Source organism: Lacticaseibacillus sp. 30, assembly GCF_053819265.1.
The window spans coordinates 1-12,770 of the sequence record NZ_JBSOQX010000026.1 but is presented as its reverse complement, the minus strand read 5'-3'; the positions used below and the strand labels follow the sequence as shown (position 1 = coordinate 12,770).

Below are 12,770 nucleotides of genomic sequence, written 5' to 3'. Positions count from 1 at the left end.
CCTACCATTTCAGTTGTTCAACTGGGGTTGGCTGCTCATTTTGGTAATCAGCCTGAACCTTACCATCGTGAATTTCGATCACGTGATCCGCCATCGGCTTGATGAGCGAATTGTGAGTCACGATCATCACATTTTTATTCGTTTGATGGGAGAAGTCCTCAAACAATTTCAAAATACTTTTTCCAGTCTTATAATCCAGCGCGCCTGTTGGTTCATCCGCTAGCAGCAATGATGGATTCTTCGCAATCGCGCGGGCAATGGCCACTCGCTGTTGTTCGCCGCCGGATAGCTGTGCCGGGAGGTTATTGATCCGCTTACCTAATCCAACATCCACCATCGTCTGTTTCGGATCTAGCGCATCCGGGGCAATTTCGCTCGCTAGCTCTACATTCTCCAAAGCCGTTAAATTCGGTACTAGGTTATAAAACTGGAAAACAAAACCAATCTGATCACGGCGATAAGTTGTCAACTGGTGATCGTCATACTGCGCAATGTTGTGCCCATTAATCACGACCTGACCGCTGGTTGGGCGATCCATACCGCCGAGAATATTGAGCAAGGTTGATTTTCCAGCACCGGAAGCGCCTAAAATAACCGTGATTTCGCCAGGTTTGATGGTAAAAGAAACTTCGTGATTGGCATAAACAGTTTGCTCACCGCTACCATACTGACGCGTTTCATTTTTAACCGTGATGAAATTGTCCATTGTCATAACCTCCAAAATGATTTATCATGAACATCGTGTTAAGCATCTTTACGAGGAACATCATAAAACATACTTTTGGGAATAACTATGTGCAATTTTTTGAAAAGTGTTCAGTAAAGGAGCAAGCTCATGAAAAAAGCAGAACAGACTGCGCAGACGAAGCAAGCACTAACCGCGTCCTTAATCACAGTGGGCCGAAAAAAGACCCTAGCGAAGGTTTCAGTGGCTGACCTCACTAGGGCAAGCGGCATCAGCCGCGGTACTTTTTATTTGCATTATCTGGATAAAGACGATCTTGTTGCCAAGGTTGAAGCTTCGCTATTAGGCGATCTGGAACGCGGCCTAGACATTGGCATGGATACCGCGATGGATCCCAATGCTATCGTCTCTGGTAAGCAGTCGCCGCTGATGGTCAATATGGTGCATTTAATTAACCAGCGGCGCGATATTTGTCAATTCTTACTAAGTCCAGTTGGTGACCCGAGTTTACTTGGCCGCGTCGCCAAACTGTTACGTGATAAAATTCTCGGCCATCTCGCCGAATTAAAAGGCGAAGCCCATTTTATCCACGATATTCCAGATGCTTACGTCAGCCAGATCATCGTTTATGGCATTATTGATATCATCCAACTGTGGCTTAACGAGCCACAGCCACGCTCTGAGGCTGAAATTGTTGACATTTTAATGAAAACTCGGTTTCTGTCCCCTTATCAATTACTGGCATTAGAGAAATAGATTGTGAAAATATGCCAGTCCAGTCTATCGCTGACAACCACCAGCCCATTGGTTTTCTCTGTCGACTAATTGGCATCCAATTTCCTCAAGGAGGCGCTTCAAATGAGTGTTAAAGGCAATTATCAAAGTACCCGCAGCGAGCTATCTGAAACCGAGAAGAAAATCGTTGATTATGTGATAGCACACAGTCAAGCAGTCTTAACGATGAGTGTTCATGATCTAGCTAAAGCAGCTGGTACCAGTCCGGCCTCCGTCAGTCGCGCCGCGCGCCGACTACAATTCACTGGTTATAACGAGCTGAAAATGCAGTTAGCGGCTGATCTGGAAGGGGATACCCATCAACCGGATGATCAAGAAATTCAAAAAAACGAAACGCTGACAACGATCAAGCACAAACTGCTCACGGATGCCAACCAATCCTTGCGCGAAACCGTCGACCAGCTTAACGAAGCCAATGTCGACACAATTATCAACTTGATTCATCAAAGTGATCGTCTGCTTGTGTTCGGCGTGGGCGCTTCCTACTTAGCAGCGCAAAACATTGCCCAAAAATGGGGGAGGCTTGGCTATCCTTGTCATGTCAGTGATGACCTCAATTTGTTCTTGCCACTTGCAGCAACTGCAGATGCCAACCGGACACTTTGCTGGTTCATTTCGAATTCAGGTGAATCGCCAGAAGTCGTGCTAGCTGCCAAATTGGCCAAAAAGGCTGGCTTGCAGGTGATTGTCACTACCAAACTCGGGAAAAATTCGCTCACCAAGTATGCTGATGTGAGCATTCAAACATCCCAACCGATGGAGGCCCGCAACCGCTTCGCTGCAACCCAATCACTCCACACCCAGTTTATGCTCATCGACATTCTATACTATGCCTATGTCAGCCGATACTACGATGCAGCAAAAATAGCCACGGATCAATCAAAAGCTGCAGTGACTGCCTATCGTGAATTTTTACGCAACGGCTTTAAATGAGTCTTCGAAGCTTTCACATTTCAGACGCGTCTGCAGCTGACGTGTCTTTTTTCTAGCCTTTTTTGAAATTTTATTTCACATTTAAAAGAAAATAGTTGAAATAAAAGTGGATATCAGGTACGTTTTTATCAATAAAGGGCTTCCATCAATTTTCCGACGACGCCTGCCCTTTAACTTGACGTAACGTTTATCAGCCAACTTGTCAGGCTGATTTTCCAAAGAAAGAGGCTAAAAACATGGCAATTAATTTAGATCAAATGACGACGGAAACTCGAAATCAGAAAACAATGGCATTAGACACGATGACGGTCCATGACTTTGCCACCGTCATGAATGCCGAAGATCAAACCGTTGCCCAGTCAGTACAACAAGCACTACCAGCTATCGAAACGGCCATTCAGACGATCAGTCATTCACTCAAGAAAGATGGCCGCTTGTTTTATATCGGGGCAGGCACCAGTGGCCGACTGGGCGTTTTAGATGCAGCAGAATGCGTGCCGACCTTTGGCACTGATCCAGAAATGGTGCAGGGCCTAATTGCAGGCGGCATGAAAGCCATGACTGTCGCGGTTGAAGGCGCAGAGGATTCTAAAGAGCTCGGGAAAACGGATCTGCTGCAACGGCACCTATCCGCAGACGATACCGTTGTCGGGATTGCTGCCAGCGGCCGTACACCTTATGTCATCGGCGGTCTTGATTATGCGCAAGCTGTCGGTGCTGCAACCATCAGCCTCGCTTGCAACACCCACGCCGAAATCAGCCAGCACGCCCAGATCGCCATTGAAGTACCTGTTGGACCAGAAGTTTTGACCGGCTCAACTCGGCTCAAGGCTGGCACTGCCCAAAAATTGGTTTTGAATATGCTGTCAACTGGCGCCATGATCGGCCTTGGCAAAGTTTTCCAAAATCTCATGGTCGATGTGCTGCCGACGAATGAAAAACTCGTGGTTCGCAGCCAGCGCATCATTCAACAAGCCACTGGTTGCGATGCCGCCACTGCAGCAAAGGCGTTTGAAGCAGCCGATCAGCACGTTAAATTAGCGATCGTCATGATTCTGACACAGCGATCAAGCACGGACGCTCAAAAACTACTGACACAAACGAACGGCTTCATTAGCCAAACTGTCACAGCAAGTTCGGAGGAGAAAACAGATGGCACAAGATAAGTATCAAACGATGGGCAATGGTATCTACGCCCACATCGACGGGCCGCAAAACGTGGCCAAATTGATCCACTGTATGACACGAGTCCGGCTGACGATCAAAGACGAGGCCAAAGTTGATCAAGCCGCACTTAAAAAAGTGCCTGGCGTGCTGGGTGTTGTCCAAGAAGAAACGCTCCAAGTCATTGTTGGTCCAGGGACTGTCAACAAAGTCGCACAGGCCATGGTTGATCGAGTAGGGGTTGCATTAGGTGACCCTTTCCCAGCCAACACGCAACCGCCTGCTGAATCGAATCAATCGGCAGTTGAAGCTAAAGCCGCAGAGGTTCGGGCAGCGCATAAAGCCAAGTTAAAGCAAACTTGGTGGCGGGCTGCTTTAAAACATATTTCCGCTATTTTCATTCCGCTAATTCCTGCCTTCGTCGGTGCCGGCTTAATCTCCGGCGTTGCTGGTATTTTAGCCAATTTGTTAACCGCTGGCGATTTACCAACCAGCTGGGCGTCATTTATTACTGTCTTAAAAGTCATCAACGGCGGGCTCTTCACCTTTCTTAATATCTATGTTGGGATAAACGCCGCAACCGAGTTTGGCCCAACCGCTGGCCTTGGCGGCATCATCGGCGGCTTAGTCTATCTGCCTGGCGTTGTGGCCCCGATCACGATCAACAACGTCTTCACCCATCAACCGTTATCTCCTGGTCAAGGTGGCATCATCGGCGTCATTTTCGCCGTCTGGTTGTTGGCTGTGGTTGAAAAACGCCTGCATCGACTCATTCCGGACGCCATCGATATCATTTTCACGCCGATGCTCAGCCTCTTATCCATCGGCCTGCTGACCATTTTCTTCATCATGCCACTCGCCGGTTGGGTCTCAAGTTCATTGGTCGGCACGATTAACTGGACGTTACAAGTTGGCGGTGCCTTCTCAGGCGCTATCTTAGGCCTCGCCTTCTTGCCGATGGTCATGTTGGGATTACACCAGATTCTGACGCCTATTCATCTTGAAATGATCAAGAGCATTGGCTACACCGGCCTGCTGCCAATCTTGGCCATGGCTGGCGGCGGTCAAGTGGGTGCCGCCCTTGCACTATGGATCAAGTGTCGACAAAATCAACAGCTCGTCCGCTTGATAAAAGGCGCTCTACCAGTCGGTATCTTAGGGGTTGGTGAACCGTTGATCTATGGTGTCAGTCTGCCGCTGGGCCGGCCATTTGTAACTGCCTGTATTGGCGGTGGCATCGGCGGCGCCGTTATCGGCATGATCGGCCATATCGGTGCCATCACCATTGGTCCTTCCGGCGCAGCCCTGATTCCACTCATCGCCAATCACCAATGGCTGGGTTATGTTTTCGGCCTACTGGCTTCCTATGCAGGCGGTTTTCTGGCGACTTACTTCTTCGGTGTGCCAGAAAGCGCGATGGTGCCGACCAGCGCTGACGGCACCATCATTGAACCGCTCGCAGTAAATACAGCAGCTGTTTCTGAAACCCCTTTCACTAGAGCAACTAGCCCGGATGCGACTCAATTTGTGGCCCCTGCTGCTGGTCAACTTCAAGCCTTGTCCGAAGTGCCCGATGATGTCTTTTCTCAAAAAATGGTGGGGGATGGTTTTGCCATTGTCCCAAGTCATGGCACGGTTGTCGCACCTGTTGACGGTACCATCGTCAGCATCATGCCGACCAAACACGCGTGGACTATGACAACCGCAACCGGACTTGAAATTCTCGTCCACATGGGATTAGACACCGTCGCATTGAACGGTGACCCCTTCACTGTTCATGTGACAGAAAACGAAACCGTAAAGGCAGGTCAGCAAATTGCCGAAATGGATCTACCTGCCATCAAAACAGCTGGCAAAAGTACGACAATCATCACCGTCATCACCAACATGACCCATGTCGCCGCCATGACCAGCTTCACAGATCAATCGATCACTGCTGGCGAAGACGTCCTGCGCGTCACCAGTCAATCAGAAAGTTAGTATATGAAAGTCGACGGCAGATTGACTTAACCTTATATCTGAGTGATCGTGTGTGCCAACTAAAAAAATCGTTCTTAGAGAAAGCACAGTTTCTCTAGGAACGATTTTTTGCTTGCGGTTGATACACAATTCGTCTTTTGATAGATACCCTGATAGCATTTAAAAATCTCAGTGCCACGGCGGAGCAATCGTAGGCCAGATGGGGCTCAGCCGTGCAAACAACACAGCGACCGGGCTTGGAGCTGATGTTGTTAGGCGACTTTTAGACCGCGCGTTTTGCGGGCTAAAAGCGCCGTCACAGCGTTCCAGCCCCAGCAGGCCGGAGATTGCGGAGTTTGGCACGGCAAGGACCTTCTAGCCCAGATTTTTTCCCAGAGTATTTAAAATCTAATAAAGCCCAATTCCTAGATGGTAACGATGGCTCGACTTGTTATGTGCCAAGTACAGATTAGCGTCCAGCATTTTTCAATTGTGCCTCTTGCAAATACGCAAAGATGTGGCCAAAGGCAATTTCACGAATCTGACCATAGCGAATTTGCGCCGTTTCGCCATCATCTGGTCCGACTAGGTTTAAGTCAAAATCGGTTTCACCGACATTTTCCGGATAACCCAGAAAATGTTCATCGCTGTCGGCTACTTTAATGCGCACCACCCGTTCAAACCCAGCGGCCTCTGAGATGATGGTCTGAATTAAGTCATCATTTGGATCGAACTCACGATCAGCATTCAACACTGGCTGCTGGCTGAAGTGATGGGTTTGATCCCATTTTTCGTAAAAGCTGATCGTTTGCAAATAATCCGAGGCTGTCGCGACATTTTGGATGCTTGGTAACGTCAGTAAAATATAGCCACCAAACTGGCCGGCCATGTCCTTGAGACTCAACACCACAACCCGGTCGTTGACCGCTTTGACGCGACCCACAAAGAACTGATCTTCCGGTCCCTTGGGTACGACTGAAATCAAGCGATTGTTCGCCAAGGCATTCTGAAACACGCCAGCCAGTTGACCGTCATTTTGGTACAGCTTGGTGGCCACGTGCTTTAGATGATCACGTTGCCGGACCAGTTCCGTTTCCAGTTTGAGATCAAGGCCATGGAATTCCATGACTAAAATATCCGAGAAATCAACCTGCAAGGCGCGCACATCGGTGTAGTTGAATTTGTTGAAGATCGCCATACTAAAGCGATCCTCAGCCACAGCTGTTACCTGCCCTTCAAGATAGGCATCATCATCGGCCACCACGACCATGACCATTTGACCATTCGCCTTAGCCTGCGTCGCCAGTTGCTGAATTAAGTTCTGTGTCGCATCGAACTGCAATGGCTTTTCTTGGCCTTGCAGCGTCAAGAAATGCTGGGCCTGTGCCAAGTTAATTCGAAAATTCATGCTATCGAGATCATCCCCGGCAAATTCAACCTGATCAATCGCAGAAAATGCGATCAAGGCACATCCATCGGCAATCCCTGAATCATTGTAGGTTCCCAGAACAACCGCATCATGACCTAACACCTGTACGTATCCGGTGTAAAAATCGTCGGTATCGCGCTGATACACATTGATCAGCAGGTGTTCATTGAGTGCTGTCATTAAACTCATCAAAATGGCATCCATGCGGCATCCCTCACTTTCTTGCGCTTAAATCTAAAAATAACTTTCTAATCTTTCTTGCTAATGGTTTATTGATCCGGACCATTATAGGCAATATTCGTAAACTTGTTATACGACTTCACAAACAACAACTTGACGGTACCACGCGGGCCTGAACGGTTTTTCTCAATGATGACTTCAACTTCACCAACATTGTCATCCCCGTCATCATTGCCGCCTTGATCGTCGTCATCCTCATCGCCTTCTGCATCGCGGTAATAGTCATCACGATACAGGAAAGCCACAATATCGGCATCCTGTTCGATCGAACCGGATTCACGAATATCGCTCAACACCGGCCGCTTATCCTGTCGCTGTTCAACGCCACGACTCAGCTGGGACAACGCAATCACGGGTACATGCAATTCCTTCGCCAGTTTTTTCAGCTGCCGGGAAACGGCGCTGACTTCCTGTTGGCGGTTTTCTTGGCCAGAACCTTCAATCAACTGCAAATAATCAATGATAATCAGCCCTAAATCACCTTGCTCACGCGCTAGCCGCCGACACTTCGCGCGAATCTCCGCCATTCTGATGCCTGGCGTGTCATCCATATAGATCTTCGCCTTACTCAAGCTACCCATGGCGATAATCAAGTTCTGCCATTCTTCTTCATTCAGCTGACCAGTTCGCAGGTGATTAGCATCAATACTACCTTCTGAACACAACATCCGGTTTACCAGCTGTTCAGCGCCCATTTCCAAACTGAAAATGGCGACACTTTTGTCTGTTTTCGTCCCAACATTTTGGGCAATGTTCAAAGCAAATGCGGTTTTCCCGACAGCAGGCCGCGCCGCTAAAATAATCATTTCGTCCTCATGCAGCCCCGTCGTGATTTTGTCCAAATCACGGAAACCGGTTGGCAACCCGGTGATTGCCTGATCATTTTGATACAACTGATCAATCTGCGCCATAGCCTGATTCAGCACATCTTTGATCTGTTTGAAGCCGGCCTGATTGCGGTTCTCCGAGACATCCATAATCTGGCGCTCGGCGTCTTCAACTAGTCCTTCAACATCGTCTTGTTCCGTATAGCTGCGACTGGCAATGTTTTGCGCCGTACTAATCAGTTTGCGTAACGTGCTCTTCTGCTGCACGATTTTGGCGTAGTATACCACGTTACTGGCAATAGGCGTCGCCGCAACCAAATCTGTAATATAACCAACCCCGCCAATATCATCGAGGTTGTTATGATTGTCCAGATAATCCGACACCGTAACCGTATCAATCGCTGTGCCGTTATCCTGTAGATCGGTCATAGCTTGGAACAACAGCCGGTGGGCTTTCTTATAGAAGTCATCCGCCGTGACATACTCTTGTGCATCCGGCAATGTGTCAGCATTCAGAAAAATGCCGCCAAGGACGGCACGTTCTGCTTCGTCACTATGCGGCGGCTGCTGGTCAATTAATTGATTATCCATGCGCGTCCTCCTTCAGATTAATCGTCAAAAATTTTTTGTCGCTTATCCCTAACAGTCTACGTTAAACCCGCAGTCAAGACAAGCATCACCGCATACAGTCGAACTACACAAACAATTTAACGAAAAGCAATGGTCACTGCTGTATCACCGGTGATTGACTCAGTCCACAACCCACTAATTTGGACCAGATAGACAAAAAGACGCGATCATCTGGTCGCGTCTTCTGGCAGAATAACTATTCTTATTTTTGTTCAATCACGTGTACCCGAATGCGGGCATCAATGCCAGGGAATAAATTAACCGTGACATTAGTGAAACCCAGTGAACGGATAGGCTGCTTCAGATCGATCTTACGTTTATCAACTTTGATCTGATATTGCTTATCCAAAGCCTGCGCGATCTGCTTGCTAGGAATCGAACCGAACAACCGGGAATCTTCGCCGGCTTTGCTTTGGATCTGAACAACGGTTTTGTCGTCTTCGATCTTAGCCTTCATGGCCTCAGCCTCGGTTTTCTTTTCAGCTTCCTTCTTCTCTTCAAGCCGCTGCTGGCCGCGCAAAGCACTCATAGCCTGCGGTGTCGCTGCTTTAGCCAGCCCCTTGCGAATTAAAAAGTTTTCAGCATAGCCGTCAGGTACTTCTTTCACCTGACCGCGATTGCCCTTGCCACGAACGTCTTGTGTAAAGATGACTTTCATCAAAATCCCTGCTTTCTATGCGTCTTCGTCTGCTTTTTTGATCTGAGCAAGCAGATCAGTCCGAACTTCGGCGATCGTTTTGCCCTTAATCTGGGTGGCTGCGTTACTCAAGTGACCGCCGCCGCCCATGGCTTCCATGATGACCTGCACGTTGACATCCCCAGTCGAGCGGGCGGAAATGCCGACATCACCGCTTGGGCGTTTTGTGATGACAAAACTGGCATCAACGCCATTGAGTGACAACATCGTATCAGCCGCTTGTGCTGCAATCACTGGGTCATAACGCTTATCCTCTTCCCCAGTACATAGTGCCATATTTGGCGCAATCATTTCAATTGTATCGATCAAATGATTCCGTTGGATGAAGCTGTCGATATTTTCCTTTAACAGGTTCTGCGCCAACATGCCATCAGCGCCCATGGAACGCAGATAGCTGGCAGCATCAAACGTCCGCGTGCCGGTGCGTAGGCTAAAGGACTTGGTATCCACCGTGATCCCTGCCAGCATCGCCGTTGCCTCAAGCTTATCAAGACTTGGCACATTTGTCGGCTGGTATTCAAACATCTCCGCAATCAACTCACAAGTGGAGCTGGCGTACGGTTCGATATAAACCAGCATCGGGTTGTCCGGAAATTCTTCGCCGCGTCGATGGTGATCGATGATAACCGTTCTTGCCGCCAACCTTTTGTACAAGTCAGGCGCCGCTGAGATCGACGGCTTGCTGTGATCGACCAAGATCAGCAGGCTCTGATCCGTTGCTTGCGACAGCGCTGCTTCCGGCGTCACAATGGCATTAGCAACTTCAGGATCTTGACCCACTTGGCCCATGAGGCGTTCGACATCGGAGTGCAGATGGTCAGGGTCAATCACAATGTAACACTCTTTGCCATTCATCTGCGCAATCCGGCGAATCCCCATCGAGGCGCCAACTGCATCCATATCCGGCCGCTTATGGCCGACAACAAAGACCTTGTCCGTCTGCTTAAACAATTCTTGCAAGGCCTGCGCAACCATACGCGCCCGCACACGCGTCCGCTTTTCCATTGGATTCGTCTTGCCGCCATAGAAACGGGCTTCATGGCCTTTGGCGCGGACCACCACCTGATCGCCGCCACGACCAAGCGCCAGATCCAAGTTACTCTGCGAAGTCACCGCTAACTGAGCCAAGTCTTCATTACCATATGCGATCCCCAGCGACAGCGTCAATGGATAATTCTGTTTCGAGGTTTCTTCCCGAATCACATCTAGAATCTTGAACTTGTCACGTTCAACATCCTTCAGCGACTTGGCATAAGCCAGCAGGAAAAAGCGATCGTTGTCAATCCGCTTCAAGAACATGCCAAATTGATTGGCCCAATCTGTCAGCTGATTCGTGACGTAACTATTTAAATTAGTAATGACCTGATCATCCATGGTTTGTGTGATCTCGTCATAGTTATCAATGAAAATCTGGCCAATGGCGATCTTCTCGTCTTCTGCCCGCTCTTCAATCTCAGCATATCGAGTCACGTCCATCAGATAGACAACCCCGATACTCTTTTGCACGATAATCTCAAACTGATGCTGACCCCAAGTCACCATTTTCGTTTCATTGGTGTTCTCGTTGCTGCGAATCAACTCCGCCAATTCCGCATCAACATGTTCCAACGGCTGACCAAGAACGTCAGTGTCGCCAAAATACTTCTGCAGGAATGGGTTCGTCCATTCAATATTGAGATTCTCGTCATAAATCAGGATCCCAATCGGCATTTTGATCAGCGCTTCTTGTTCGCCGCGCTTGATCCGATAACTGAGGTCCGAAATATACTGATTGGTATTCTTGGCAATGGTTTCTAGGGCATAAAAAATCGTGGCCACTAGACTAATCAAAATCAGCAGCATCAACAAAGCCAACCACGGACGGATCAGTGCTCCCATCAGAATACCGATCACCGCCAGCACGACCATCGCAATAGCTGCATATCGCATTCGCATGTCTTCAAGAAACTCCGGCATACGAATCCGCTCAAACAATTTCTTCATATAGAAAAACTCGCTTTCACTTAGCGCAGATACTTAAGGATTTCTTTAGCTATTCTACCATACTGTGCAATTAGATTCTGCGAGTGACCTAGCCATTGCTTGATAGCATCACGTTTACAAAATAGTGGCAACGAGGCCGGTCTATGAAGTGGCTTGCCATGCCATACGCCACAATCTTTAAACTTAACCAGACTATTTATGGAAAAATAAAAAGAATGATTTGCCTAAACATGGCAAATCATTCTCACTAGTCTGTTTGGTAACGTCGCATTATAGCCCAGGCCCTTCACCGTTATTCCTAGGTGGGAAAATCACGGAAATAGCGCAAAGCCAATGAAAAATGAGGCAATGAAAAAAATGGCTACTCCAACAACCAATGTGTAACTACCGAGGATAATATTAAAGCTCCAGCCAAGGGCGGACTTTTCTAATAAAAGGTAAATTTGCCAACAGATAATCAGCAAGGCAATCACTAATAGCCCAATAAACCCAGTGCCAAGCTCGATTCCAACGAAGTTCTTTTTCCCAGAGAAAGTTATGATGGTCATTAAGGCAAATATAACAGTCAAGATACCGCCATTACCAATGACGATTTTCGCTTTAGTCTTCATTTTTCAGTTCTCCATTAAAAGTGCCTTTGGCAGATCCCTTTAGATAAAACGAAAGCCTTCTTCTAACCATTATTCATGATTGATTTTCAACCACCAAACAACTTATATGCCGCAACGGCAACAATGTGCTTGTAATCAAAAAGCGATGTCTTCTGCATAATTGTCAATAAGCGTTGACGAAATTCCTGATTACACTTTTCATTGTTCCCGCCCCACGCATAACATGTATCATGTGCTTGGCAGGCACCATCAAGATCATCAATCGGCGCTTTGCCGTTGTTGCCTTTACCGCAATAATTCCCATACACCAGCAAATTAAACCTAGCCATTGAGAGCAGCATGCCTTTTTCTGGACCATCATTTTTAAGACTGCGAGCCCATTTATTTATTTCTGCGCCAATTTTTAGGACAACGGGATCAACATTGTCATTCATGGCAGCATCATAGTCAAAACTTGTGATACCATCAACATTCTTTAAGTACGGATCGATCATTTTTAATTGTTCACTTGTTTCTCTGTTGATTTCAGTGTCATTAAACTCAGTCTTAGTCGTTGCGTGAACCTCAACCCCACTATTAAATTGAAAAAATAGTGTCATACTAATCAGGGCAAAAACGACTGCGACACTTCTTCTGACTATAACAAACCTTTTTGAACGTCTAGAAAATTTCATATTTCCCTCCAATGTTTTCTGGCTTTATCATTGCCAACACCCACAAGCAATTGTTTACACCAATTATTATACATAAGAGTCTACTAAAAACGAAGTATTTTATTATCTATAAGAGATCATAACACGGGTGATGCTGTTATATC

11 protein-coding genes are annotated in these 12,770 nt (G+C 47.6%); 4 read left to right on the top strand and 7 right to left on the bottom strand.

Annotated features, from left to right (window positions below):
* Position 1 precedes the first annotated feature (1 nt).
* The gene (locus ACWPAB_RS13220) at positions 2 to 706 is read right to left on the bottom strand and encodes an ABC transporter ATP-binding protein (protein ID WP_003577326.1); all 705 of its coding nucleotides are present in this window, start codon (positions 704 to 706) and stop codon (positions 2 to 4) included.
* A 129-nt stretch (positions 707 to 835) separates the two neighbouring features.
* Here ACWPAB_RS13220 and ACWPAB_RS13215 point away from each other — a divergent pair, with 129 nt between their 5' ends.
* The 4 genes from ACWPAB_RS13215 (at position 836) to ACWPAB_RS13200 (ending at position 5,557) form a co-directional block, all read left to right on the top strand.
* Positions 836 to 1,441, top strand: coding sequence for a TetR/AcrR family transcriptional regulator (locus ACWPAB_RS13215; RefSeq protein WP_003577325.1), 606 nt, complete (start codon positions 836 to 838; stop codon positions 1,439 to 1,441).
* A gap of 102 nt (positions 1,442 to 1,543) precedes the next feature.
* The gene (locus ACWPAB_RS13210; RefSeq protein ID WP_003577324.1) at positions 1,544 to 2,413 is read left to right on the top strand and encodes a MurR/RpiR family transcriptional regulator; all 870 of its coding nucleotides are present in this window, start codon (positions 1,544 to 1,546) and stop codon (positions 2,411 to 2,413) included.
* 236 nt (positions 2,414 to 2,649) lie between these two features.
* Positions 2,650 to 3,579 carry an N-acetylmuramic acid 6-phosphate etherase gene (gene murQ / locus ACWPAB_RS13205; protein ID WP_003577323.1) on the top strand — a complete coding sequence of 310 codons (930 nt, stop codon included), beginning with the start codon at positions 2,650 to 2,652 and terminating at the stop codon, positions 3,577 to 3,579.
* Positions 3,566 to 5,557, top strand: a complete 1,992-nt coding sequence (locus ACWPAB_RS13200) for a glucose PTS transporter subunit IIA (protein WP_016382077.1) — start codon at positions 3,566 to 3,568, stop codon at positions 5,555 to 5,557. Before murQ ends, ACWPAB_RS13200 begins: the two co-directional genes overlap by 14 nt.
* A gap of 448 nt (positions 5,558 to 6,005) precedes the next feature.
* Here ACWPAB_RS13200 and ACWPAB_RS13195 read toward each other — a convergent pair whose 3' ends face one another.
* The 6 genes from ACWPAB_RS13195 to ACWPAB_RS13170 all read right to left on the bottom strand — a co-directional run bounded on the left by ACWPAB_RS13195 (position 6,006) and on the right by ACWPAB_RS13170 (position 12,627).
* Entirely contained in the window at positions 6,006 to 7,169 is a 1,164-nt protein-coding gene (locus ACWPAB_RS13195; protein ID WP_003577321.1) for a hypothetical protein, read from the bottom strand.
* Between the two features lie 65 nt (positions 7,170 to 7,234).
* Positions 7,235 to 8,623, bottom strand: a complete 1,389-nt coding sequence (gene dnaB / locus ACWPAB_RS13190) for a replicative DNA helicase (RefSeq protein ID WP_003562690.1) — start codon at positions 8,621 to 8,623, stop codon at positions 7,235 to 7,237.
* Positions 8,624 to 8,864: 241 nt separating this feature from the next.
* Positions 8,865 to 9,320 carry a 50S ribosomal protein L9 gene (gene rplI / locus ACWPAB_RS13185; RefSeq protein WP_003562688.1) on the bottom strand — a complete coding sequence of 152 codons (456 nt, stop codon included), beginning with the start codon at positions 9,318 to 9,320 and terminating at the stop codon, positions 8,865 to 8,867.
* 15 nt (positions 9,321 to 9,335) lie between these two features.
* Positions 9,336 to 11,342 (bottom strand): DHH family phosphoesterase, encoded by a 2,007-nt coding sequence (locus tag ACWPAB_RS13180; protein WP_016382076.1) that lies wholly within the window; start codon positions 11,340 to 11,342, stop codon positions 9,336 to 9,338.
* A gap of 311 nt (positions 11,343 to 11,653) precedes the next feature.
* Positions 11,654 to 11,953 carry a hypothetical protein gene (locus tag ACWPAB_RS13175; RefSeq protein WP_003582931.1) on the bottom strand — a complete coding sequence of 100 codons (300 nt, stop codon included), beginning with the start codon at positions 11,951 to 11,953 and terminating at the stop codon, positions 11,654 to 11,656.
* An 86-nt stretch (positions 11,954 to 12,039) separates the two neighbouring features.
* The gene (locus ACWPAB_RS13170) at positions 12,040 to 12,627 is read right to left on the bottom strand and encodes a phospholipase A2 family protein (protein ID WP_003582930.1); all 588 of its coding nucleotides are present in this window, start codon (positions 12,625 to 12,627) and stop codon (positions 12,040 to 12,042) included.
* Positions 12,628 to 12,770 lie beyond the last annotated feature (143 nt).

Bases quoted from the DNA above. Each gene is read 5' to 3' on its own strand.
- ACWPAB_RS13175 (WP_003582931.1), bottom strand. From the start codon at position 11,953: ATGAAGACTAAAGCGAAAATCGTCATTGGTAATGGCGGTATCTTGACT.
- rplI (WP_003562688.1), bottom strand. From the start codon at position 9,320: ATGAAAGTCATCTTTACACAAGACGTTCGTGGCAAGGGCAATCGCGGT.
- dnaB (WP_003562690.1), bottom strand. From the start codon at position 8,623: ATGGATAATCAATTAATTGACCAGCAGCCGCCGCATAGTGACGAAGCA.
- ACWPAB_RS13180 (WP_016382076.1), bottom strand. From the start codon at position 11,342: ATGAAGAAATTGTTTGAGCGGATTCGTATGCCGGAGTTTCTTGAAGAC.
- ACWPAB_RS13220 (WP_003577326.1), bottom strand. From the start codon at position 706: ATGGACAATTTCATCACGGTTAAAAATGAAACGCGTCAGTATGGTAGC.
- ACWPAB_RS13195 (WP_003577321.1), bottom strand. From the start codon at position 7,169: ATGGATGCCATTTTGATGAGTTTAATGACAGCACTCAATGAACACCTG.
- ACWPAB_RS13210 (WP_003577324.1), top strand. From the start codon at position 1,544: ATGAGTGTTAAAGGCAATTATCAAAGTACCCGCAGCGAGCTATCTGAA.
- ACWPAB_RS13200 (WP_016382077.1), top strand. From the start codon at position 3,566: ATGGCACAAGATAAGTATCAAACGATGGGCAATGGTATCTACGCCCAC.
- ACWPAB_RS13170 (WP_003582930.1), bottom strand. From the start codon at position 12,627: ATGAAATTTTCTAGACGTTCAAAAAGGTTTGTTATAGTCAGAAGAAGT.
- ACWPAB_RS13215 (WP_003577325.1), top strand. From the start codon at position 836: ATGAAAAAAGCAGAACAGACTGCGCAGACGAAGCAAGCACTAACCGCG.
- murQ (WP_003577323.1), top strand. From the start codon at position 2,650: ATGGCAATTAATTTAGATCAAATGACGACGGAAACTCGAAATCAGAAA.